Consider the following 23,474-nt stretch of genomic DNA (forward strand, 5'->3'; position numbering starts at 1 on the left):
AGCCGGCGCCTACAAAGGTTGCATCAGCGGACCAGATGCAGGAACTGCAAGTGCCGTTCGTACTGGTCAAGGATGTCGTTGATGATCTGCTCCTTGGTGTAGCCCACCAGGTCGTAATCCTGGCTGCCTTCGCTCAAGTGCACTTCCGCGCGGTAGTAGCGACGGTTGTTGATTGCCTTCGAGCCCAGGCCACCGAGGGCAAAGGACGGCGTGAAGTAGCCGCGCATCTGCACCTGATAGACAAACGGGCGCTCTTCGCCGTGGCCGATTTCCAGGCTGACACTGTCGTTGGACGGGTCAGGCTGGGTGACGACATTCAGGCCCTTCTCGACAAACACTGCCGTCACTTCTTCAATCGCCGGGCGTACCGTGGTTTCGAGGAAGCGGTACACCTCATCGCGCGACGGGAAATGCACCGCCTGGCTCAGGCGCTGGCGCCAGCCGCCACGGCCCCTGCGGGAGGCCGCCGAGACGGGTGCCAGGGAATGCATCCGGGCGATCTGCTTCTGCGATTCGAGGTAGAACGCCTTGTGCAGCCCCCACATCATCAACAGCAGGATCAACGAGAACGGTAACGACGTCAGCACCACCGCCGACTTGAGCGAGTCAATGCTACCGGCGAACAGCAAGGCGCTGGTCACCAGCGCGGTCATGGCGCCCCAGAACACCCGCAGCCACTTCGGCCCGTCTTCATCGGCATTGCCGCCCTTGGACGACAGGGTCGACAGCACCACGGTGCCGGAGTCGGCCGAGGTGACAAAGAACACAAAACTGATAAACACCGTGACCGCGATGACAGTCTTGCTCCATGGATAGGTTTCCAGCAGCAGGTACAGGCTCATCGACGGGTTGTCGATGGCCGACTGCCCCAGCGCCGCCATGCCGTGGTTGAGCACCTGGTCAATCGCACTGTTGCCGAAGATCGACATCCAGGCCAGGGTGAAACCCAGGGGGATCAGGAGCACGCCGAAGACAAATTCGCGGATGGTCCGGCCACGGGAAATGCGTGCGATAAACAGGCCCACGAACGGCGACCATGCGATCCACCAGGCCCAATAAAACACGGTCCAGCCGCCGAGCCAATCGCTGGGCTCGTTGTAGGCGTAGACGTCAAAACTCTTGGTCGGCAGTGCGCCAAGGTAGTCACCGATGTTCTGGATCAGGGTGTTGAGCAAATGCTGGGTGGGCCCGGCGAACAACACAAACAGCAGCAGCGCACAGGCCAGCAGCATGTTGATGTCGGACATGACCCGCACACCCTTGTCGACACCGGCCACTGCGACCAGGATCGCCGCGCCCATCATCAGGGTGATCAGGCCGACCTGGATCCATTGGGTGTGGGCGATGCCGAACAGGTAGTCCAGGCCCGAGTTGAGGTGCAACACCCCAAAACCCATGTCCGCGCCCAGGCCGAACACCGTGGCGATGATGCCGAAGCCATCCACCGCATAGCCGATGGGGCCATTGATGCGCTTGCCGATCAGCGGGTACAGCGCCGAACGCAAGGCCAGCGGCAGGTTATGCCGGTAGGCGAAGTACGCCAGGGCCATGCCGACGAACGCAAAGACGCCCCAGCCATGCAGGCCCCAATGCAGAAACAGCACCTGCATGGCCTGGCGCGCCGCGTCGGCGTTCAAGGCCTCGCCCTGAGGCGGTTGCACCAGGTGGGTCAAGGGTTCCGAGACGCAGAAGAAAAACAGCGTGATGCTGATCCCGGCGGCAAACAGCATGCCGGCCCAGGACAGGTAACTGAATTCGGGCTCGTCGTGGTCGGCACCGAGTTTGATCTTGCCGTAGCCAGACAACGCGGTGACCACCACGAAGACCAGATACAGGGTCATCGCCAGCATGTAGTACCAGCCGACCGTATTGGCCGCCCAGTTTTGCGCGGCCAGCAACCAGGCGCCGGCCTGCTCGGGGATCGCGATTACGGTGACACCAAACAGCAGGATGAAGCTGGCGGCGAAGTAAAACACCGGTGCATTCATACGCACCTGGCCGCTTGAAGGAACAGACGATGCACTCATGAACGGTGCACCTCGAGGGTATTGGATGTGGCTGTATAAAACGGACTCAGCAAAGGTAAGCCTCCTGTTGTGAGCGGGCAGCGAACCACCGGTTTAACTTGAACGAACGTTCAAGTTAAACATGGATAGGCGGTCTGGGACTAATCGCAGGGCTGAGTGGTAGGTAATTCCTACACTAGCTCAAGGAAGGGTATGACGTGTGGGAAAGGTAAAACGTTCAGCGATTGCTTGCCTAAATTGAAATGCCATCCCCTGTGGGAGCGGGCTTGCCCGCGATAACGGAGTGTCAGGTTAGAGGTATTTGACTGGCCTACCGTCATCGCGGGCAAGCCCGCTCCCCCATCAGGTCGTCGCTACTTCTGCGTCCCGTCATCATGCTGCAAGTTCGCCTGCGTGATATTCGCCCCCGCCGGCACGCTGCGGGTCAGCCACACGTTGCCGCCAATGGTCGAACCCTTGCCGATGGTGATTCGCCCCAGGATCGTCGCCCCGGCGTAGATCACCACATCGTCCTCGACAATCGGGTGGCGTGGATGGCCCTTCTGCAACTGCCCATCTTCATCCGCCGGGAAACGCTTGGCGCCCAGGGTCACCGCCTGATAGATACGCACCCGCTCGCCAATGATCGCCGTTTCGCCAATCACCACACCCGTGCCGTGGTCGATAAAGAAGCTCGGGCCGATCTGCGCGCCTGGGTGAATGTCGATGCCAGTGGCCGAATGCGCGATTTCCGCGCTGATCCGCGCGAGCAGAGGCAGCCCGGCGCGATACAAATGGTGGGCCAGGCGATGGTGGATCACCGCGAGGATGCCCGGATAGCACAGCAGCACCTCATCCACCGTGCGTGCAGCCGGATCCCCGTGATAGGCCGCCAGCACATCGGTGTCCAACAAACTGCGCAGCGCCGGCAAAGCCAGGGCAAAGTCCTGGATCAAGCGGATGGCCAGTGCATCGACTTCCTTATCGGCATTGCCGCCCTGGCGCGCGGCATAGCGCAACTCCAGGCGGGCCTGGGCGAGCAAGGCGTTGAGCGCCACATCCAGGGTATGGCCGACGTAGAAGTCCTCACTTTCCTCACGCAGATCCACCGGGCCCAGGCGCATCGGGAACAGCGCACCGCACAGCGCTTCAAGAATTTGCGCCACGGCCTCGCGCGACGGTAACTCGCGACCGCCCTGTTCGCCGCTGACCCGCCCATTGCGGGTACGCCACTGATCCCGGGCGCCGCGCAACTGGCTGACGATGGTCTGTAACTGCCAATGACTGGAACGCTCACTCACGGTATTCCCTCCTGAGGTAATGGCCACACTTTACGGTATGCAACCGGGCGGCCCTTAAGAACCAATGGTGCGATGCTAATAACACTTTGGCATAAGCATCTGGCGGTTGCCCCGGCAAAAAGCCCTGCCTATAGTCCCCCCCATCTTCTATTACCCGTGCGTAACCATGATCAAACAACAGCTCGACCGTTTTAATCGTCTGAACCTGCTGGGCGGCGCCACCGCCCTGGAAAAACTCGAACGACTGTCGACCTGGCTGGGCCGTGATATCTACATCAAGCGCGATGACACCACGCCGCTGGCCATGGGCGGCAACAAGCTGCGCAAGCTCGAATACCTCGCCGCCGATGCCCTGGCCCAAGGCGCCGACACGTTGATCACCGCCGGCGCGATCCAGTCCAACCATGTGCGCCAGACCGCAGCCCTCGCCGCCAAGCTGGGCCTGGGCTGTGTCGCCCTGCTGGAAAATCCCACGGGCACCGACGACCCCAACTACCTGGGCAACGGCAACCGCCTGTTGGTCGAGTTGTTCGACGCCAAGGTCGAATTGGTCGAAAACCTGGACAACGCCGACGAGCAACTCAACGCCCTGGCCGAACGCCTGCGCAGCAACGGCAAAAACCCCTACATAGTGCCCATTGGCGGCTCCAACGCCCTGGGCGCCCTGGGTTATGTGCGGGCCGGGCTGGAACTGGCCGGGCAGATCGAAGACAGCGGCCTGCAGTTCGCGGCAGTGGTCCTGGCCTCCGGCAGCGCCGGCACCCACAGCGGCCTGGCCCTGGCGTTGAGTGAAGTGCTGCCGGACTTGCCGGTGATTGGCGTCACCGTGTCGCGCACCGACGAAGCGCAACGGCCCAAGGTTCAAGGCCTGGCCGAGCGCACGGCGCAGTTGCTGGGGGTGGCGGTACCCGACGCCTTCAACGTGATTTTATGGGACGAATACTTCGCCCCGCGCTACGGCGAACCCAACGCCGGCACCCTGGCGGCAATCAAGCTGCTGGCAAGCCAGGAAGGCCTGTTGCTGGACCCGGTCTACACCGGCAAGGCCATGGCCGGGTTGCTCGACGGTATCGGTCGCCAGGCCTTCGCTGAAGGGCCGATCATCTTCCTGCACACCGGCGGCGCGCCGGCGTTGTTTGCCTATGACTCAGTGTTCTGATTGGACACATTGAATCTCTACTTCATATGCAAAAATGGAATATAAAATTTAATTTATATTATTTTTAACGCTTTCAAACTCGCCCTATAGTCGCGCTCCCACACACCGCGTTTTTAGGGCAGGATACGACCACTGCGTCACCTGCTTCGCTCACCATAAAAAACACAGGGGCTTGTCATGACTATTTCTGTACTGCGTCGCACGTTGCTGGTTGGCACATTGGGCCTGGCGCTTGGCGCCGGCTTGCTGGGCCAGGCAGTTGCCGGCGAGCAACTGGGCAACATCAAGAAAGCCGGCGAGATCAAAATCGGCCTGGAAGGCACCTACCCACCGTTCAGTTTCGTCGATGAAAACGGCAAGCTCAGTGGCTTTGAAGCCGAGCTGTCCGAAGCCCTGGCCAAGGAGTTGGGGGTCAAGGTCAAGCTGCAGGCTACCCCGTGGGACGGCATCCTCGCCGCCCTGGAATCCAAGCGCCTCGACGCAGTGGTCAACCAGGTGACGATCTCCGAAGAGCGCAAGAAAAAATACGATTTCTCCAAGCCCTACACCGTCTCCGGGATCCAGGCGCTGACCCTGGCGAAAAACGTCGACACCATCAAGACCGCCGACGACCTGGCCGGCAAGAAAGTCGGGGTGGGCCTTGGCACCAACTACGAACAATGGCTCAAGGACAACCAGCCCAAAGCCATCATCAAGACCTATAACGACGACCCCACCAAATTCCAGGACCTGCGCATCGGCCGTATCGACGCGATTCTGATCGACCGCCTGGCAGCCCTCGAATATGCGAAAAAAGCCAAGGACACCGCCGCTGCCGGTGAAGCCTTCTCCCGCCAGGAAGCCGGGATTGCCCTGCGCAAAGGCGAGCCTGAGCTGCTTGAAGCGGTCAACCAGGCCCTCGACAAACTGCGCGCCGACGGCACTTTGAAGAAGCTGTCCGAGAAATACTTCAACGCTGACGTCACCCAATAATGGAAGCAGGTTTCCAACTCGCGCTCGATTCCGCGCCCTTTCTGCTCAAGGGCGCGTACTACACGGTGATTCTCAGCCTCGGCGGGATGTTTTTCGGCTTGCTGCTGGGCTTCGGCCTGGCCTTGATGCGCCTGTCGCGCTTCAAGCTCTTGAGCTGGACGGCCAGGGTCTACGTCTCGTTCTTTCGCGGCACGCCGTTGCTGGTGCAGCTGTTCTTGATCTACTACGGCTTGCCGCAGGTGGGCATCGAGCTGGATCCGATCCCGGCAGCGATGATCGGCTTCTCGCTGAACATGGCGGCCTATGCCTGTGAAATCCTGCGCGCCGCCATCGCCTCCATCGAGCGTGGCCAGTGGGAAGCTGCCGCCAGTATCGGCATGACCCGCGCACAGACCTTGCGCCGGGCCATCCTGCCGCAGGCGATGCGCACGGCCCTGCCGCCCCTGGGCAACAGCTTTATTTCGCTGGTAAAAGACACGGCGCTGGCCGCCACCATCCAGGTGCCCGAGCTGTTCCGCCAGGCCCAACTGGTATCGGCACGCACCTTTGAAATTTTCACCATGTACCTGTCCGCAGCCCTGATCTACTGGGTTCTGGCCAGCATCCTGGCGCATTTTCAGAATCGCCTGGAAGACCGGGTCAACCGGCATGACCTGGAGTCTTGAAGCATGATCGTGGTTGAAAAACTGACCAAACAATTCAAGGGTCAGGTGGTGCTCAACGGGATCGACCTGGAGGTCCAGGAAGGCGAAGTTGTCGCCATCATTGGCCCCAGCGGCTCGGGCAAGACCACCTTCCTGCGCTGCCTGAATTTCCTCGAAGAACCCACCAGTGGCCGGATCAAGGTCGGCGACATCGAGATCGACGGCAGCCGCCCGCTCAACCAGCAACAAGGCCTGGTGCGGCGCCTGCGCCAGCATGTGGGTTTTGTGTTCCAGGGCTTTAACTTGTTCCCCCATCGCACCGCCCTGGAGAACGTCATCGAAGGCCCGCTGGTGGTCAAGAAGATGCCACGCGAAGCCGCTGACCGCCTCGGTCGCGCACTGCTGGCCAAGGTTGGCCTGGCGGGCAAGGAAGACGCCTACCCCCGGCGCCTGTCCGGTGGCCAGCAACAACGGGTGGCCATTGCCCGAGCCTTGGCGATGGAGCCGGAAGTGATCCTGTTCGATGAACCGACCTCGGCCCTCGACCCGGAGTTGGTAGGCGAAGTCCTGGCGACCATCCGCAGCCTCGCCGAAGAGAAACGCACCATGGTCATCGTCACCCACGAAATGAGCTTTGCCCGTGACGTGGCCAACCGGGTGATCTTCTTCGACAAGGGTGTGATCGTCGAGCAAGGCGAAGCCAAGGCGCTGTTTGCCAACCCCAGGGAAGAACGCACCCGGCAGTTCCTCAGCAAATTCCTCACCCACTGACCCACCCCCTGTAGGAGCCGGCTTGCCGGCGCCTACAAGGTTTGTGACTTTCGGAAAAATCCCCGTATTCATTCGGCAAAGTGCCTGTCAAAACCCCCTTTAATAACACCCTCCAGTAAGACCCTTCTGAATAATCCCAAACCCGCCGTTTAGCCTTTTGCCGCCATTGACGCCCCCTGGCCAACCCTCTTATCTAGGGCTCAAAGGATTGGATCCCATCCTGGCTTTTCAAAAAAATCGTTCCTTTCGAACCCCACGCCTGAGGTTCGGAACGATCGCTGCTGGCTGCATCAAGGAGATTATTTATGACGCACATCACCCCCCTGACCATGCTCGCCGCGCCGACAGTACCCCAAGCTCATAAACAAGGTATCAACGCGCAGGCCGCCACTCATTTGCAGGTCGATATCGCCCCCTACCCGGACATGGGCAAGGGCGACTTGATCGAGTTGTTCTGGAACAACTGCTTTGCCGCCTCCAAGCGTGTAGGCGCCGCCGATATCGGCTTGACCAGCCATCTGCGGGTGCCCGAAAGCTTTGTGCAAAACGGTGCTGCACGCATTCATTACCGGGTCATGCAAGTGGGGCGCGGCCCGGCGCGCTCCATGATTACCCGGGTGCAGGTCAAGACCGCTTGCCCGGGTGGGCAGCCTTCAGTGCTGTGTGCCGAAGAAAACCAGAACCTGGCCCCCGTCGCCCTGCCCGAAACCATCCGCCGCCATGGCGTCAACCCCAGCCAGATCCGCCGGGGCGTGCCGTTGACCATCGAGCCCTACCTGAACATGGCCGCTGGTGATGCAATCACTCTGCGCTGGGGCGATGCGCGCCTGGACCTGCCCCAGATCCAGGCCGCCGAGGTGGGGCGCCCGGTGCAGGTCTGGGTGCCTTCGGCGCTGATCCTGGAGGCCGGGGACGATGCCCGCCAGGAGGTCACCTACTGCGTGATCGACCGCGTGGGCAACAACTCGCGCTGGGCACCCGGGCGCATCGTGAGCATCGCCCAGGCCAACGCCACAGGCGCAGCCGATGCTTTGTCGGTGTACCAGCCCCGACGTCCTGGCTCGCCGTGCGAACCGGGGTGACAGACCTTCTATGCATATTCCTAAAAGTTAGTTTATTTAAAAAATAAACACGCTTAGGGTATATGCACCGGACCACCGGACATTCCTGATTTTTAGCTTTTCCACGGATGTGAGGTAGGTATGGTCAACATTACCCCGGTGCACAACGCCAGGGCATCACGGGTCGCCACGCAGGGGCGCACCGATGTCTAACTTGGCGCAATCGCCCCTCCAGAGCGATCTGGATATCGCCCCGCTGCTGTTGCCCACCCAGGTGCTGCGCAACGACAGTGAAGCCCTCGCCGCTGCCCACGCGCTTGCCCAGGCCGCCCGCCTGCAAGCCGGGCTGCGCGACCGCCAGCGCAAACTGCCCTGGGCCGAAATCGAACAGTTCACCCGCAGTGGCCTGGGGAGCATTTCCATCCCCCGCGAATACGGCGGCCCGCAAGTGTCGTTTGTGACCCTGGCTGAAGTGTTCGCGATTATCAGCGCCGTCGACCCAGCCCTGGGGCAGATCCCGCAGAACCACTTTGGCATCTTGCACGTGCTGCAAGGCGCCGCCAGCGAATCACAGAAAAAACAGCTGTTCCAAAGCGTGCTCGACGGCTGGCGCATCGGCAATGGCGGGCCGGAACGCGGTACCAAAAACACCCTGGATGTGAAGGCCCGGATCAGCGCCGAGGGTGACGGTTTTGTCATCAACGGCCAGAAGTTCTACTCCACCGGCGCGCTGTTTGCCCATTGGGTCGCGGTCAAGGCCCTGGACGACGAAGGCCGCCAGGTCATGGCGTTTGTGCGCCGTGGCACCCCGGGATTGCGCATCGTCGATGACTGGTCGGGCTTTGGCCAGCGCACCACCGCCAGCGGCACCGTGTTGCTGAACAATGTGCCAGTGGACGCCGATCTGGTGGTACCGATCTGGCGCCTGGGGCAAACCCCGGGCATCCAGGGCGCGGTCTCGCAATTGATCCAGGCGGCCATCGACGCCGGCATCGCCCGTGGCGCCCTCGACGACACCATCAGTTTTGTCCGTGAACGCTCGCGGCCGTGGATCGACGCCAAGGTCGAACGGGCCAGCGACGACCTCTATGTGATCGCCGATATCGGCAAGCTGAAAATCGAACTGCACGCCGCCGAAGCCCTGCTGCGCAAGGCCGGCCAGGTGCTGGACCAGGTCAGCGCCGCGCCCATCACCGCACACTCCGCCGCCCGGGCCTCGATTGCCGTGGCACAAGCCAAGGTGCTGACCACCGAAGTCTCGCTGCTGGTCAGCGAGAAACTCTTCGAACTGGCCGGCAGCCGCGCCACCCTCGCCGAGTTCAACCTCGACCGCCACTGGCGCAATGCACGGGTGCACACCCTGCACGACCCGGTGCGCTGGAAGTATCACGCGGTGGGCGCCTGGCACCTCAACGGAACCTTGCCGGCCCGGCATTCCTGGATCTGACGACCAGACCTCTGGAGAAAAACATGACGCTTTCCCATTCCGTCGCGGTCATCACCAGCGATGAACAAGCCCTGATTGTCGCCAGCGACCTGGTCGAAGACTTTCGCCGCGACAGCGCCCTGCGCGACCGTGAACGCCGCCTGCCGCTCGCCGAACTGGAAGCCTTTTCCCGCTCCGGCCTGTGGGGCATCAGCGTGCCCAAGGCATACGGCGGCGCTGGCGTGTCCAACGTCACCCTGGCCAAGGTCATTGCCCTGATCGCCCAGGCCGATGCCTCGTTGGGGCAGATCCCGCAGAACCATTTTTATGCCCTGGAAGTGCTGCGCATCAATGGCAGCCCGGCGCAGCAACAACGCCTGTATGCCGAGGTGCTGGCCGGCCAGCGCTTTGGCAATGCCCTGGCGGAACTGGGCACCAAGACCGCCCATGACCGGGTGACGAAACTTGTGCGCGACGGCGACGATTTTCGCATCAGCGGCCGCAAGTTCTACGCCACCGGCGCGATCTACGCCCAGCGCATTCCCACCTCGGTGGTGGATGAGCACGGCGTGCAGCAACTGGCCTTTGTGCCGCATGACAGCCAGGGCCTGACGGTGATCGACGATTGGAGCGGCTTCGGCCAGCGCACCACCGGCAGCGGTTCGGTGGTGTTCGACAATGTGTGGGTCGCAGCCGAAGACGTGATCCCGTTCCAGAGCGCCTTCGAGCGCCCGACCACCGTGGGCCCGCTGGCGCAGATCCTTCACGCGGCCATCGACACCGGCATCGCCCGCGCCGCCTTTGAAGATGCCCTGCATTTTGTGCGCACCAAGACCCGGCCGTGGATCGACTCGGGCAATGACACGGCCAGCGAAGACCCGCTGACCCTGAAAAGCTTCGGCCACCTGAGCATCCGCCTGCACGCCACCGAAGCCCTGCTGGAGCGCTCCGGCGAATTCCTCGACCGCGCCCAGGCCGACAGCAATGCGCAAACCGTCGCGGCGGCGTCGATTGCCGTGGCTGAAGTACGCGCCCTGAGCACCGAGATTTCCCTGGCCGCCGGCAGCACCCTGTTCGAACTCGCCGGCAGCCAGGCAACCCTCGCCGAGCATGGCCTGGACCGCCACTGGCGCAACGCCCGGGTGCACACCCTGCACGACCCGGTGCGCTGGAAGTACCACGCCGTCGGCAATTATTACCTCAACGATGAAAACCCGCCGCTGCGGGGGACCCTCTGATGTTGAAGAAAAAGATCCTGCTCAATGCCTTCAACATGAACTGCATCGGGCATATCAACCATGGCCTGTGGACGCATCCACGGGACACCTCGACCCAGTACAAGACCGTCGAATACTGGACCGAACTGGCGCAACTACTGGAGCGTGGGCTGTTCGACGGCTTGTTTATCGCCGACATCGTTGGCGTGTACGACGTCTATCAAGGCTCGGTCGAGGTGCCGCTCAAGGAGTCGATCCAACTGCCAGTCAACGACCCACTGCTACTGGTCTCGGCCATGGCCGCCGTAACGAAAAACCTCGGCTTCGGCCTGACCGCCAACCTGACTTACGAGCCGCCGTATCTGTTCGCCCGGCGCATGTCCACGCTCGATCACCTGAGCCGTGGCCGGGTGGGCTGGAACATCGTCACCGGCTACCTGGACAGCGCCGCCAAGGCCATGGGCCTCACCGAGCAGGTCGAGCATGACCGGCGCTACGACCAGGCCGACGAGTACCTGGAGGTGCTGTACAAGCTGTGGGAAGGCAGTTGGGAAGACGGCGCGGTACTCAACGACCCGCAACAACGGATCTATGCCCAACCGGGCAAGGTGCACAAGGTCGAGCACCATGGCGAGTTCTATCAGGTGCAGGGCTATCACCTGTGCGAGCCCTCGCCGCAGCGCACGCCAGTGCTGTTCCAGGCCGGCAGTTCGGAACGCGGCCTGGTGTTTGCCGGGCGCCATGCCGAGTGCGTGTTTATCAGCGGGCAGAACAAGGCTGCGACCAAGGTGCAAGTGGACAAGGTACGCGCCAGCGCGGTCGCAGCCGGACGCAACCCAGACGACATCAAGGTGTTCATGGGGCTCAACGTGATTGTCGGCGCCACCGAGGCGCTGGCCTGGGCCAAGCATGCCGAGTACCTGAGCTACGCCAGCGCCGAGGCCGGCGTGGCACATTTCAGCGCCTCCACCGCCATCGACTTCTCGCAATACGAGCTGGACGAACCGATCCAGTACGTGAAGAGCAACGCGATCCAATCAGCCACTAAAGCCTTGCAGAACAACGACTGGACCCGGCGCAAGTTGTTGGAACAACACGCGTTGGGTGGGCGCTATATCACCCTGGTGGGTTCGCCTGCGCAGGTGGCTGATGAGCTGGAATCCTGGATCAGCGAGACCGGGCTGGATGGCTTCAACCTGACGCGCATTGTTACGCCGGAGAGCTATGTGGATTTTATCGAGCTGGTGATTCCCGAGTTGCAAAGGCGTGGGTCATACAAGACTGCTTATGAGACCGGAACCTTGCGAGAAAAGGTCTTCCACCGCGAAGCGCACTTACCCGAACAACACACCGGTTCCACCTACCGCCACTCCCACATTTAGACCTTTATTGCTCATACCAACACCTTATGACTGGAAATCGACCATGAAAACAACACTGCTCTCCCACCCAGTCAAAGCACTGGCCCTGGCCCTCGGCCTGTTCAGCTCGGCGGTGTTTGCCGCCGATGCGCCGCTGAAAGTCGGCACCACGGCGGCCTTCGCCATTCCCCTCGAAGCCGCCGTCGAAGAGGCCGGCAAGCAGGGCCTGAAAGTCGAGCTGGTGGAGTTCACCGACTGGATCGCGCCCAACGTCAGCCTCGCCGCCGGCGATATCGACGTGAATTACTTCCAGCACATTCCGTTCCTGGAAAACGCCAAGGCCGCCGCCGGTTTTGACCTGGTGCCGTTCAAGCCGGGGATCATCAATAACGTCGGTCTGTACTCGAAAAAATTCAAAAGCTTCGATGAGCTGCCCCAGGGCGCCAGCGTGGCCATCGCCAACGACCCCATCAACAGCGGGCGCGGCCTGCAGTTGCTGGCCAAGGCCGGCCTGATCACCCTCAAGCCGGGCGTGGGCTACAAGGCCACCGAAGACGACATCGTCGCCAACCCGAAACAGCTCAAGATCCTGCAGGTCGAAGCGGTGCAGCTGGTGCGCGCCTATGACGACGCCGACCTGGTGCAGGGCTACCCGGCCTATATCCGCCTGTCCAAGACCTTCAATGCCGAGTCGGCGCTGCTGTTCGATGGCCTTGACCACCCGGAATACGTGATCCAGTTCGTGACCCAGCCCAAGGGCAAAACCGACCCACGGGTGATCAAGTTCGTCGAGATCTACCAGCATTCGCCGGTGGTCCGCGCGGCCCTGGATAAATCCCTGGGCACGCTGTACCAAGTCGGCTGGGAAGGCTGAATATGAGCGCCGCCAATGCCCAACTGCGCGACCTGGGCACACTGCCCAGGGACGCGCAACAGACAGAGCTACACCCTGACTTGAACCACGCCCATGTGCGTTTTATCAACCTGGGCAAAACCTACGACGGCACGGTGCATGCGCTGCAAGGCATCGACCTGGCGATCCAGCGTGGCGAAGTGTTCGGCATCATCGGCCGCAGCGGCGCCGGCAAGTCGTCGCTGATCCGCACCATCAACCGCCTGGAACAACCCAGCAGCGGCCGAGTGCTGATCGACCAGGTGGATATCGGCGATTTCGACGAAGACCGTCTGGTGGCCCTGCGGCGACGCATCGGCATGATCTTCCAGCACTTCAACCTGATGTCGGCCAAGACCGTGTGGCAGAACGTCGAGCTGCCACTGAAAGTCGCCGGTGTGCCCAAGCCGCAACGCGAGCACAAGGTCCGCGAGCTGCTGGAGCTGGTGGGTTTGCAGGACAAGCACCAGGCGTACCCGGCGCAGTTGTCCGGCGGGCAGAAGCAACGGGTGGGCATCGCCCGCTCGCTGGTGCACGACCCGCAGATCCTGCTGTGTGACGAAGCCACCTCGGCCCTGGACCCGGAGACCACCCAGTCGATCCTCGGCCTGTTGCGCGAGATCAATCAGCGCCTGGGCCTGACCATCGTGCTGATCACCCACGAGATGGCGGTGATCCGCGAAATCTGCGACCGCGTGGTGGTGCTGGAACACGGGCGGATCGTCGAGCAAGGCCCGGTGTGGGAAGTGTTTGGCAACCCCAAGCATCAGGTCAGTAAAACCCTGCTCGCGCCCCTGCAACATGGCTTGCCCGAGGAACTGCAAAAGCGCCTGCGGGCCACGCCAGCGTCGGCGGATGCGGCCGTGGTGCTGCGCCTGCAATTTACCGGCGCCAGCGCGGATGAACCGGACCTCGCCGCACTGTTCAGCGCCCTGGGTGGGCGCGTGCGCCTGCTGCAAGGCGGGGTCGAGCGCATCCAGGGCCACGCCCTGGGGCAATTGCTGCTGGCAGTGACCGGCTCCGCCCTGGACGCCGACACATTACGCACCCGCGCCACGCGCTGGGCACAACAGGTGGAGGTGCTGGGCTATGTGGTTTGATCGTTTATTGCAGGGCGCCATCGACACCTTGTTGATGGTCGGCGTGTCGTCGTTGATCGCGCTGCTGGTGGGTATCCCGCTGGCGGTGTTCCTGGTCACCAGCGACAAGGGCGGTATCTACCAGGCCCCCGCCTTGAATAGGGTGCTGGGGGCGTTCGTCAATCTGTTCCGCTCCATCCCGTTCCTGATTCTGATGGTGGCGCTGATCCCCTTCACCCGGCTGATTGTGGGCACCACCTACGGTGTGTGGGCCGCCGTGGTACCACTGACCATCGCCGCCACGCCGTTCTTTGCGCGAATCGCCGAGGTCAGCCTGCGCGAAGTCGACCATGGCCTGATCGAAGCCGCCCAGGCCATGGGCTGCCGGCGCTGGCATATCGTCAGGCATGTGCTGTTGCCGGAAGCGCTGCCGGGGATTGTCGGCGGGTTCACCATTACTCTGGTGACCATGATCAACTCGTCGGCCATGGCCGGAGCGATTGGCGCCGGTGGCCTAGGGGATATTGCCTACCGCTACGGCTACCAGCGTTTCGACAGCCAGATCATGCTCACGGTGATTGTGTTGCTGGTCCTGCTGGTGGCCGCGATCCAACTGGGTGGCGATCGCCTGGCGCGCGGGCTGAACAAGCGCTGAGGTATAGTCGGCACCTCTCTTTGCCCTGGTGCCGACTGCCATGAAACTCGCCCCCGACGACCTCGACCAGATCACCTCTACCACCCTGGGTCACTACAACCAGGTGGCCGAAGATTTTCGCGAAGGTACCCGCGACCATGATGTGAGCCAGAACATCGACGCGTTGCTGCGGCATATCCAGGCGCAGGCGCCGTTTACCGTGCTGGACTTCGGCTGCGGGCCGGGGCGGGATTTGCAGACCTTCACCCGGCTTGGGCATATCGCCGTGGGCCTGGATGGCGCCGAGCGTTTCGCGCAGATGGCGCGCCAGGACAGCGGCTGTGAAGTACTGCACCAGGACTTCCTCAAACTGGATCTGCCGGCCGCGCGCTTCGACGGGATCTTTGCCAATGCGGTGCTGTTTCATATCCCCAAGCAGGAACTGCCGCGCATTCTCCAGCAACTGCAGGCTGCGCTGAAACCGGGTGGGGTGTTGTTCAGCTCCAACCCCAGGGGGGAAAACCAGGAGGGCTGGAACGGCCCGCGTTATGGCTCGTATCACGACCTTGCGGCCTGGCAGGCGCTGCTGACCAGCGCAGGGTTTGTGGAGTTGGAGCACTACTATCGCCCGGCAGGACTGCCGCGCGAGCAGCAGCCTTGGTTGGCCAGTGTGTGGCGTAAGGTAGGGGGTGTCTGAGCGGACGCTATCGCAGCGATGCGGCGACCCGACAAGCCAGCTCCCACATTGGTTTGTGGTGTGTCCAGAATTCCCTGCCGGGTCGAGCCCCCCCCTGTGGGAGCGGGCTTGCCCGCGATGGCGGTAGTACAGGCACTATCTTTGGTGGCTGACAAACCGTCATCGCAGGCAAGCCAGCTCCCACATTGGTTTGTGGCGTGTCCAGAATTCCCTGCCTGGTCGAGCCCCCCCCTGTGGGAGCGGGCTTGCCCGCGATGGCGGTAGTACAGGCACTATCTTTGGTGGCTGACATACCGTCATCGCAGGCAAGCCAGCTCCCACATTGGTTTGTGGTGTGTCCAGAATTCCCTGCCTGGTCGAGCTCCCCCTGTGGGAGCGGGCTTGCCCGCGATGGCGGTAGTACAGGCACTATTTTTGGTGGCTGACATACCGTCATCGCAGGCAAGCCAGCTCCCACATTGGTTTGTGGTGTGTCCAGAATTCCCTGCCTGGTCGAGCCCCCCCCTGTGGGAGCGGGCTTGCCCGCGATGGCCTCAAGGGCGCTGCTGAGCCACCTGATACACCACCGGACTTTCACCCACCACCCACGCCGTCACACTCTGCCCCGCATACCCGTCCCTCTCCTCCTGCGCAAAGTTGGCCACCAACCGCGTGCCATCGGCAAACGTGGTCTGCTGCACCAGCCGGTCGTTGCTCAGCCAGCGAAAATCCGTCATTGCCTGGGTCGCCAGACGCTCATGCAACGGCCGGAAGAACCCATCCTGACGCTGGATCATCGGCAAGCGCTGCTTCAAGGTAGCGGCGCTCAAGTGATAGAGCGGCGGCACGTTGTACAGCAGTTGGGCCAGCTCGTTTTCCGCCTGCACATTGCTCAGCTTCAGGCTGTCGAACAGCCAGTGATGGCTGGTAATGACCGAGCCATGGAACACCGCCTGATACAGCGGCAGGCGCATCGCCGGGGCAAAGTACACGCTGCGCAGCGGCTCTTTGAGCGGCACGCGTTTGAAGAACACCGCCGGTTCCTCCGGTGGATACCAGGCCCCCACGTAGTACGGCGATTGCTTGTCCTGGGTCATCTCACGGTCGCCCCAGCCCATGACCGGGGTTTGCATGCCATGGGCGAATAACACGCCGCGGGCGGTGGTGGCGTTGCCATCTTCGGAACCCACCGGCAACTGGAGGTGGCTGGCGATCCAGCGGGCGGCGTCGATATTGCCTTGGGCGTTCTGCGCCTGGGTCATGCCCAGCACCGAGCGATAGCTGTCAAACAGCATGCCGGTGGCATAGGCGTCGAGGAACCAGGCATTGAACCCGGCCTTGGCCTGCACCGCCGTCACCCGCGCCTCCAGCAATGGGCGGACGCAGCGCGGGTCGGTGTAGTGCCCGGACTTCTGGAAGCCGGTCTTGAGCTGGCCGTTCTTCAACATGATCGCGCAGTCGCGATAGGCGCGGCTGCCCAGGTGCGCGGTGGTCCAGTCGGGGTTTTCGCTGGCTGCCAGGGCAGTTTCATAGGAGTCGTAAGGCGCCATCAAGTACCCGGCCGCGACCCCGTCACGCACCGCCTCCGGGTGCCAGAGCCCGCCCTCCCAGCCTTCGCCCAGGGTCAGCAGCAGGCGTGGCAGGCCACTCTCCTGCAGGGTCTTGATCGTCGTTGCGGATAACGTGCTGCCCCAGGTTTCGGGGTTGGCACGCAAGGCACCGGCAAACGCCAGTGCCAGTTGCTGGCGCAGTGCGCCGTAGCCTTGGGCAAGCGCGGGCATGTCGGGCTCGGTCGTGGCTTGCCAGCCCTGGCGCGCCTTTTTGTTGAGCGCCGCGTTGAGCCCTCTGAGCAACACAGCTTGCTGGTAGCGATCCAGAAACGGCTGGGGGGCTTGCACCACCTGTGCCGCCTCAGAATCCAGCAGGCCATTGAGTTGTGCGCCCAAGCCATCGGGCGCACGCAGCACGGTGCGTAACTGCTCCCAATCGCGCACATCGCCCAGGCCCAGCAGGTCATTGCCCCACAGGTAGACGTGGCTGGCACCCAGTAGCTTTTCGCCGGCCGGCAGGCGTTGCAGTTTGTCGGCCAACGGCTCGTAGAGCCGCTGTTCCACTAGCCATTGGCGGTAGCGCTTGGCACCGGCCAGCAAATCGGCCTCGCCCAGATTCAGGCGCAGGGTCATGGGCGCGGTGGGGTCCAGGGCGGTGAATTCATGATGCAACGACAAGCCCAGGCGCGGGCCCTCGGCCTGCCACTGCAAACGGTTGTTGTAGGGGTTGGTCAGCAGCCAGTTGAGGGTGAAGCTTGCGTGATCGACGCCCCATAACGGCAGGCTCAGGTCCTGGGTGCTGTTGACATCCCCCTGCTCCAGCAAAAAGCGCTGCCAGAGGCTGTTGCCGGCTGGCACGTAATGCCCCTCGGCAAGCGGCCAGATCAGGCCCTTGCCCATGGCGCTGGCCGGCTGGCGGACGATCTCCAGCTCGCCGGCCTCGCGGGCGGTGATGGTCAGGATCAGGTCACGCTGGTCCAGGGTGGCGTTCAGCCGATAGGCACCGTTGTCCCATTGCCAGTTGGCGTGTTGAGTGGACTGCTGCAACTGGCTGACCTTATGGGTAGCCACGCCGCTGGAGGCCTGCACCGGCTCGCCGCCGGAAGGGGTCACGCGCACGGCCAGATTCGCCGGGTCGAGCTCGATGCGCCATTGGGGGTTTTCCAGAACGGTGCCGGCAACGGCCAGTGGCGACAGCAGCAGCACGCAGATGCACAAGGCTCGGCGCAGGTTAAGGGTCATGACATGGGCCTTCAGAGGAGCGAAAGCCCGAGGGTAAAACAGTTCGTTGACCGGAACTAATCCAATACACATTCAGAGAGTTTTCCCACTGCCTGCCCCTGTGGCGAGGGGGCTTGCCCCCGTTGGGCTGCGCAGCGGCCCCTGTAAGATCCACCGGGTTGTATCAGACACACTGAGGTGGCCGGTTTTGGGGCTGCTTCGCAGCCCAACGGGGGCAAGCCCCCTCGCCACAATAGTGATGCCCAACAGCGTGTTTGGGTTATGGCGCGGCCTTGGGCTCGCGGATTTTGTACCAGGCCACATACAACGCCGGCAAAAACAGCAGCGTCAGCAGGGTGGCGATGATGATCCCGCCGATCATCGCGTAGGCCATCGGCCCCCAGAACACTTCCCGGGCAATGGGAATCATGCCCAGGCTGGCCGCCGCCGCCGTCAGCAGGATCGGCCGGCGCCGGTGCTCGGTGGCCTGCACCACCGCGTCCCATGGCGTGTAGCCTTCCTGTTCATAGGCGTCGATCTGGGTCACCAGGATCACCGAGTTGCGGATGATGATGCCGATCAGCGCGAGGATCCCCAGGATCGCCACAAAGCCCATGGGCGTACCCGTGGGAATCAGCGCCAGGACCACGCCAATCAGGCCCAGCGGGGCCACGCTGGCCACCAGGAACATCTTCTGCACGCTGTGCAACTGGATCATCAGGAAGGTCGCCATCAAGAACAGCATCAACGGCACCACGCTGGCAATCGGGCCCTGGGCCTTGCCGCTTTCCTCCACGGTACCGCCGGTAGCGACCGTGTAGCCCACCGGCAAACCGGCGCTGAATTTCTCGATTTCCGGCTTGAGCTGCTTGACCAGATCGGTCGGCTGCATCTCGTCGCGCACGGCGGCCTTGATGGTGATGGTCGGCTTGCGATCGCGACGCCACACCAGCGGCTGCTCCAACTCGTAACGCACGGTGGCAAAGGCCAATAGCGGGATCGAAGTGCCGCTGGGCGTGACGATCTGCAGGTTCTGCAAGGTTTCCGGAGTGCCGCGCTCGGCGTCTTCGGCACGACCCACCACGTTGATCAGGTAGATATCGTCGTGCACCTGGGTCACCGCCGAGCCGCTGACCACGCTGTTCATCAACTGCGCCACGTCTTCGGACGACAGCCCGAGCTGGCGCGCCTTGTCCTGGGCAATATCGATCCGCAGCACTTTGCCCGGCTCGTTCCAGTCATAGATGATCTCGCCCAGGTGGCTGTTTTTATCCAGCAACGTCGCCAGTTCGATGGCGTGTTTACGCACCTGGTCGATGTCCTTGCCCGACACCCGATACTGGATCGGCCGCCCGACCGGCGGGCCCATTTCCAGGGGCTGGACAAAGCTGCCGACGCCCACGAAATCATCGCGCAAGCGCTGTTGCAGGCGCTCGATCAACGCGCCGCGCTCCTCCAGACCCTTGCTGACGATCACCAGCTGCGCGTAGTACGGGTTCTCCAGTTGCTGGTCCAGGGGCAGGTAGAAACGGATCGCGCCCTGGCCGATGTAGGTGCTCCAGCGCGCGATATCCGGGTCGTCCTTGATGATCGCTTCCAGCCGGTCCACGGCCTTGCGCGTTTCATTGATCGAGGCGTTTTGCGGCAGGTTGAGGTCGACGAGGATCTCCGGGCGATCCGACGACGGGAAAAACTGGTTCTGCACAAACTGCATGGAAAACACCGACGCCGCAAACAGCAGCACCGTCAGGCCAATCGCCCACCAGCGATTGCGCATGGCCCACAGCATGCCGGCGTTGAACACCCGCCCGACCCGCCCCGGCTCGTCACTGTGGGGTTTGACCTTGGTGCTGAGGATATGCACGCCGATCACCGGCGCAAACAACACGGCCACCACCCACGACACCAGCATCGCCACGGCAATCACCGCAAACAGGGTAAAGGTGTACTCACCCGCCGAGCTGGCGTTAAGGCCAATCGGTACGAAGCCGGCCACGGTCACCAGGGTGCCAGTGAGCATCGGAAACGCGGTGGAGGTGTAGGCGAAGGTCGCCGCCTGCTCCAGGGTCTCGCCCTTTTCCAGGCGCGTGATCATCATTTCCACGGTGATCATCGCGTCATCCACCAGCAAACCGAGGGCGATGATCAACGCGCCCAGCGACACCCGCTGCATGGTGATGCCGCTGTACTCCATAAAGACAAATACCAGCGCCAGCACCAGCGGGATCGAGCACGCCACCACCAGCCCGGCGCGCAGGCCGAGGCTGATAAAGCTCACCACCAACACGATGATCACCGCTTCGAACAGCGCACTGGTGAAACCACCGACGGCCTCTTCCACCACCTCGGCCTGGTCCGAGACCTTATGCACGCCGATGCCCACCGGCAGGTCGGCAGTCAGCTCATCCATACGCTGGTGGAGCGCCTTGCCGAATTCCTGGATATTGCCGCCCTTCTGCATGGCGATGGCCAGGCCGATGGCTTGCTGGCCATTGAAACGAAACATCGGCCGCGCCGGATCCACATAACCACGGCTGATATCCGCGATATCCGCCAGGCGATAAAAGCGGTCATTGAGCCGCAGGTTGACGTCGGCCAGATCCTTCTCCGAGGCAAATTGCCCGGAGGTACGCACCGAAATCCGCTCCGGCCCGGCCTCGATCACCCCGGCCGGGGTCACCGCGTTCTGCGATTGCAGGCTCTGCACCACTTGCCGTTGGTCAATCCCCAGGGCGGCGAGTTTGCGCGTGGAAAAATTCAGGTAAATCACTTCGTCCTGCTGGCCGATCATCTCGACCTTGCCCAACCCCGGCACCGCCCGGATCTCGGCGCGCACCTGTTCGACGTAGTCGCGCAGCTGGCGCATCGACATGCCATCGGCGGTAAAGGCATACACCGAGCCAAACACATCACCGAACTCGTCGTTGAACGACGGCCCCTGCAAACCCTGGGGGAAGGTGCCGCGAATGTCGTCGACCTTCTTGCGCACCTGGTACCAGATCTCGGGGATCGCCTTGGCGCTAGTGGTGTCTTTGAGGAACACGAAAACCGTGGACTCGCCGGGCCGGGTGTAGCTTTTCACGTAATCCAGCGAGTCCAGCTCTTCGAGCTTTTTCTCGATGCGGTCGGTGACCTGCTTGAGGGTTTCTTCCTGGGTCGCGCCCGGCCAGCGGGTCTGGATCACCATGGTCTTGATGGTGAAGGACGGATCTTCCTCGCGCCCCAGGTTCATGTAGGAAAACACGCCCATCAGCAGCGCAACGAACATCAGGTACCAGACGAAGGACTGATGCTTGAGCGCCCAGTCGGATAAGTTGAAGCTCCCTTTCATCGTGGGCTGTCCTCGTCGGTTTTGACTTTTTGTCCGGGCTTGAGGCTGTTGACGCCGGCGCTGACCACACGCTCGCCAGGCTGCACCCCACCGCTGAGCACAACACTGCTGGCATCACGGCTAACCAGGGTCACGTCACGGGGCTGCACGGTCTGCTGCTGCAGATCCATGACCCAGATGCGGGTCTTGCCCTCGACGTCCTGCACCGCGCTGGCGGGCAGTTCGATACGTGGGGCGATGGCCGAGCTCAAGGTCACACTGATCGCCGTGCCCAACCGGAACGCCGGGGGCGTCTTGGCCAGGGTCAGGCGCGCGCGACGGGTGCGAGTCGCGCTTTGTGCCTGAGGCTCGATCTCGCGCACGGTGGCGGTGGTGTTGATGCCGGGCTCCAACTGGCTGGCCACCAGAAACACCACATCAGGCGGCAAGCGCTCGGCCAGGCCAGCCGGCAGGTCGATCACCGCTTCCTTGATATCCGGGCGGGCCAGGGTCACTACTTGCTGGCCGGCGCTGACCACCTGGCCGGCTTCGGCATTCCAGGCGGTCACGATGCCGCCGTGGTCGGTGCGTAGTTCGGCGTAGTTGAGCTGATCCCTGGCCTGGGCCACCGACGCCTTGGCCTGGTCGAGAGAGGCCTGGGTGGTTTTCAGGTCGGTCTGGGCAATGTCCAGTTGCGCCTGGGCGCCGACGCCACGGTTGAACAGTTCCTGCTGGCGGCGTGCATTGGCCTGGGCATTGATAAATTGCGCCTGGACCCGCGCCAGGTCGCCCTGGGCGGCGCGCAACTGGTTCTGCTGGTCGGTGGGGTCAAGCACCGCCAGCAAGGCGCCCTTGCTCACTTCGGCGCCCACATCCACCGCGCGCCGGGCAATACGACCGGGCACTCGGAAGCCCAGGTTGCTTTCGTAGCGCGCCTGGATCGTGCCGGCGAAGCGTCCGAGGTTTTCCTGGTCTTCAGCTTTCACCTCGACCCAGAGCACTGGTCTTATAGGCTCCGGCGCCGGCTCTTCCTTGGAACAGGCGATCAGCAACAGGCTGCTGGCGAGGATCAGCGTCAGGCGCTTCATGGCTGCACTCCGTTGGCCTGGGCCTGGTCCGGCGCCTGGGCGATCTCCACCAACATGCCTGGGTGCAGCAATTGCCCGCCGGCCACCACGACTTTTTCGCCGCCTTTGAGGCCATCGCTGATGATCACTTTGCCGGTCAGGTAGCGCGCGACAGTGACCTTGTGCAATTGCGCCTTGCCGTCACCGTCCACCAGCCACACGGCAGGCTCGCTGAGGTCTTTGGTCAGTGCCGCCCAGGGCAGCTCGACGCTGGGTTTGGCTTGCCCGTTGGCAGTGGCACTGACGACCGACCCCAGTTGCATGCCCTTGGGCAAGGCATCCAGGGCGATCTTTACTTGCACCGTGCCGCTGTTGGCGGCGACGGCCGGGGTCACTTCACGCACTCGGCCCACGGCCTTGATGCCCGGGTTGTCCAGCAGGCTGACAGTGATTGGTACATCCGGCACAGGCTCCGCCAGCAGCGATTCGTAGACGTTGAACACCGCATCGCGCTCGCCATCACGGGCCAGGCTGAAAATCGGCACGGTGGCCTGCACCACCTGGCCGACTTCAGCCTGCCGCGCGGTAATCACCCCCGGCGCTTCGGCGATCAACGCCGTATAGCCCAGTTGCTCACGGGCGTTAGCCAACTGCGCCTGCGCGGCCGCCAGGGCACTTTGGCTGCTGCGCAATGCAGCCTGGGCGGCGTCGTATTCGCTGCGACTGGTGTAGCCCTTGGGCAGGAGTTTTTCCTGGCGCACAAAGGCCGCGGCCGTCTGTTTGACCCGTGCCTGTTCCGCCACCACCTGGGCCTGGGCGGAATCGACATTGGTCTGCAAATCCTTGGGATCGAGCTTGGCCAGCACTTGCCGGGCTGTCACGCGGTCGCCGACATCGACCATGCGCTGGATAATTTTGCCGCCGACGCGGAACGACAAATCGGTCTGCACCCGCGCCTGGATATCTCCGGTAAGGGTCACTGCGGCGGCGAAATCGGTCGGCTGCACCGTTTGCACAAACACCCTGGAATGGGCCTTGGGTTCAGGTTTTTCCTGGCCACAGCCGCTCAGCAATGCCAGCAGGGCAAGGCCACAAATAACTGTTGAGGTGGGACCGCCCATGCAGAC

Annotated in this window: 18 protein-coding genes; 12 read left to right on the forward strand and 6 right to left on the reverse strand. The window is 62.7% G+C overall.

Going from position 1 to position 23,474, the window contains the following annotated elements; all coding sequences use genetic code 11:
• Positions 1-23: 23 nt before the first annotated feature.
• Positions 24-1,988, reverse strand: a complete 1,965-nt coding sequence (gene betT / locus HBR94_RS10870) for a choline transporter BetT (protein WP_162947780.1) — start codon at positions 1,986-1,988, stop codon at positions 24-26.
• A 392-nt stretch (positions 1,989-2,380) separates the two neighbouring features.
• On the reverse strand, positions 2,381-3,307 hold the full coding sequence (gene epsC / locus HBR94_RS10875; RefSeq protein ID WP_057957992.1) for a serine O-acetyltransferase EpsC: 927 nt from the start codon (positions 3,305-3,307) through the stop codon (positions 2,381-2,383).
• Positions 3,308-3,473: 166 nt separating this feature from the next.
• Between epsC and HBR94_RS10880 the strand changes: the two genes are divergently transcribed.
• The 12 genes from HBR94_RS10880 to HBR94_RS10935 all read left to right on the forward strand — a co-directional run bounded on the left by HBR94_RS10880 (position 3,474) and on the right by HBR94_RS10935 (position 15,220).
• The gene (locus HBR94_RS10880; RefSeq protein WP_057437042.1) at positions 3,474-4,466 is read left to right on the forward strand and encodes a D-cysteine desulfhydrase; all 993 of its coding nucleotides are present in this window, start codon (positions 3,474-3,476) and stop codon (positions 4,464-4,466) included.
• Positions 4,467-4,643: 177 nt separating this feature from the next.
• Positions 4,644-5,438 carry a cystine ABC transporter substrate-binding protein gene (gene tcyJ, locus HBR94_RS10885; RefSeq protein WP_057437040.1) on the forward strand — a complete coding sequence of 265 codons (795 nt, stop codon included), beginning with the start codon at positions 4,644-4,646 and terminating at the stop codon, positions 5,436-5,438.
• Positions 5,438-6,103 (forward strand): cystine ABC transporter permease, encoded by a 666-nt coding sequence (gene tcyL, locus HBR94_RS10890; RefSeq protein WP_032884921.1) that lies wholly within the window; start codon positions 5,438-5,440, stop codon positions 6,101-6,103. The genes tcyJ and tcyL overlap by 1 nt, the downstream gene beginning before the upstream one ends.
• Positions 6,104-6,106: 3 nt before the next feature.
• Positions 6,107-6,853, forward strand: coding sequence for an L-cystine ABC transporter ATP-binding protein TcyN (tcyN, locus tag HBR94_RS10895; protein ID WP_057437038.1), 747 nt, complete (start codon positions 6,107-6,109; stop codon positions 6,851-6,853).
• A gap of 305 nt (positions 6,854-7,158) precedes the next feature.
• The gene (locus HBR94_RS10900; RefSeq protein WP_170044769.1) at positions 7,159-7,935 is read left to right on the forward strand and encodes a hypothetical protein; all 777 of its coding nucleotides are present in this window, start codon (positions 7,159-7,161) and stop codon (positions 7,933-7,935) included.
• 184 nt (positions 7,936-8,119) lie between these two features.
• Positions 8,120-9,361, forward strand: coding sequence for an SfnB family sulfur acquisition oxidoreductase (locus HBR94_RS10905; protein ID WP_057957990.1), 1,242 nt, complete (start codon positions 8,120-8,122; stop codon positions 9,359-9,361).
• Positions 9,362-9,384: 23 nt separating this feature from the next.
• Positions 9,385-10,578, forward strand: coding sequence for an SfnB family sulfur acquisition oxidoreductase (locus HBR94_RS10910; RefSeq protein ID WP_170044770.1), 1,194 nt, complete (start codon positions 9,385-9,387; stop codon positions 10,576-10,578).
• The gene (locus HBR94_RS10915) at positions 10,578-11,939 is read left to right on the forward strand and encodes an LLM class flavin-dependent oxidoreductase (protein WP_170044771.1); all 1,362 of its coding nucleotides are present in this window, start codon (positions 10,578-10,580) and stop codon (positions 11,937-11,939) included. The genes HBR94_RS10910 and HBR94_RS10915 overlap by 1 nt, the downstream gene beginning before the upstream one ends.
• Before the next feature lie 43 nt (positions 11,940-11,982).
• On the forward strand, positions 11,983-12,792 hold the full coding sequence (locus tag HBR94_RS10920) for a MetQ/NlpA family ABC transporter substrate-binding protein (protein ID WP_170044772.1): 810 nt from the start codon (positions 11,983-11,985) through the stop codon (positions 12,790-12,792).
• A gap of 2 nt (positions 12,793-12,794) precedes the next feature.
• On the forward strand, positions 12,795-13,910 hold the full coding sequence (locus HBR94_RS10925) for an ATP-binding cassette domain-containing protein (RefSeq protein ID WP_115127147.1): 1,116 nt from the start codon (positions 12,795-12,797) through the stop codon (positions 13,908-13,910).
• Positions 13,900-14,544: a methionine ABC transporter permease gene (locus HBR94_RS10930; protein ID WP_057957985.1), complete on the forward strand. Its 645-nt coding sequence runs from the start codon at positions 13,900-13,902 to the stop codon at positions 14,542-14,544. The genes HBR94_RS10925 and HBR94_RS10930 overlap by 11 nt, the downstream gene beginning before the upstream one ends.
• Before the next feature lie 40 nt (positions 14,545-14,584).
• On the forward strand, positions 14,585-15,220 hold the full coding sequence (locus tag HBR94_RS10935; protein WP_170044773.1) for a class I SAM-dependent methyltransferase: 636 nt from the start codon (positions 14,585-14,587) through the stop codon (positions 15,218-15,220).
• A 533-nt stretch (positions 15,221-15,753) separates the two neighbouring features.
• On the opposite strand, the gene HBR94_RS10940 is transcribed toward HBR94_RS10935, so the two are convergent.
• The 4 genes from HBR94_RS10940 to HBR94_RS10955 all read right to left on the reverse strand — a co-directional run bounded on the left by HBR94_RS10940 (position 15,754) and on the right by HBR94_RS10955 (position 23,468).
• A complete protein-coding gene (locus HBR94_RS10940) occupies positions 15,754-17,991 on the reverse strand; it encodes a glycoside hydrolase (RefSeq protein ID WP_170044774.1) in 2,238 nt (745 codons plus the stop codon).
• A gap of 259 nt (positions 17,992-18,250) precedes the next feature.
• Positions 18,251-21,301: an efflux RND transporter permease subunit gene (locus HBR94_RS10945; RefSeq protein ID WP_170044775.1), complete on the reverse strand. Its 3,051-nt coding sequence runs from the start codon at positions 21,299-21,301 to the stop codon at positions 18,251-18,253.
• A complete protein-coding gene (locus HBR94_RS10950) occupies positions 21,298-22,368 on the reverse strand; it encodes an efflux RND transporter periplasmic adaptor subunit (RefSeq protein WP_169959983.1) in 1,071 nt (356 codons plus the stop codon). Before HBR94_RS10950 ends, HBR94_RS10945 begins: the two co-directional genes overlap by 4 nt.
• Positions 22,365-23,468: an efflux RND transporter periplasmic adaptor subunit gene (locus HBR94_RS10955; RefSeq protein ID WP_169959984.1), complete on the reverse strand. Its 1,104-nt coding sequence runs from the start codon at positions 23,466-23,468 to the stop codon at positions 22,365-22,367. Before HBR94_RS10955 ends, HBR94_RS10950 begins: the two co-directional genes overlap by 4 nt.
• Between the last annotated feature and the right edge of the window lie 6 nt (positions 23,469-23,474).

This window comes from Pseudomonas sp. WS 5412, from assembly GCF_012985615.1.
GTDB classification, from domain to species: domain Bacteria; phylum Pseudomonadota; class Gammaproteobacteria; order Pseudomonadales; family Pseudomonadaceae; genus Aquipseudomonas; species Aquipseudomonas shahriarae.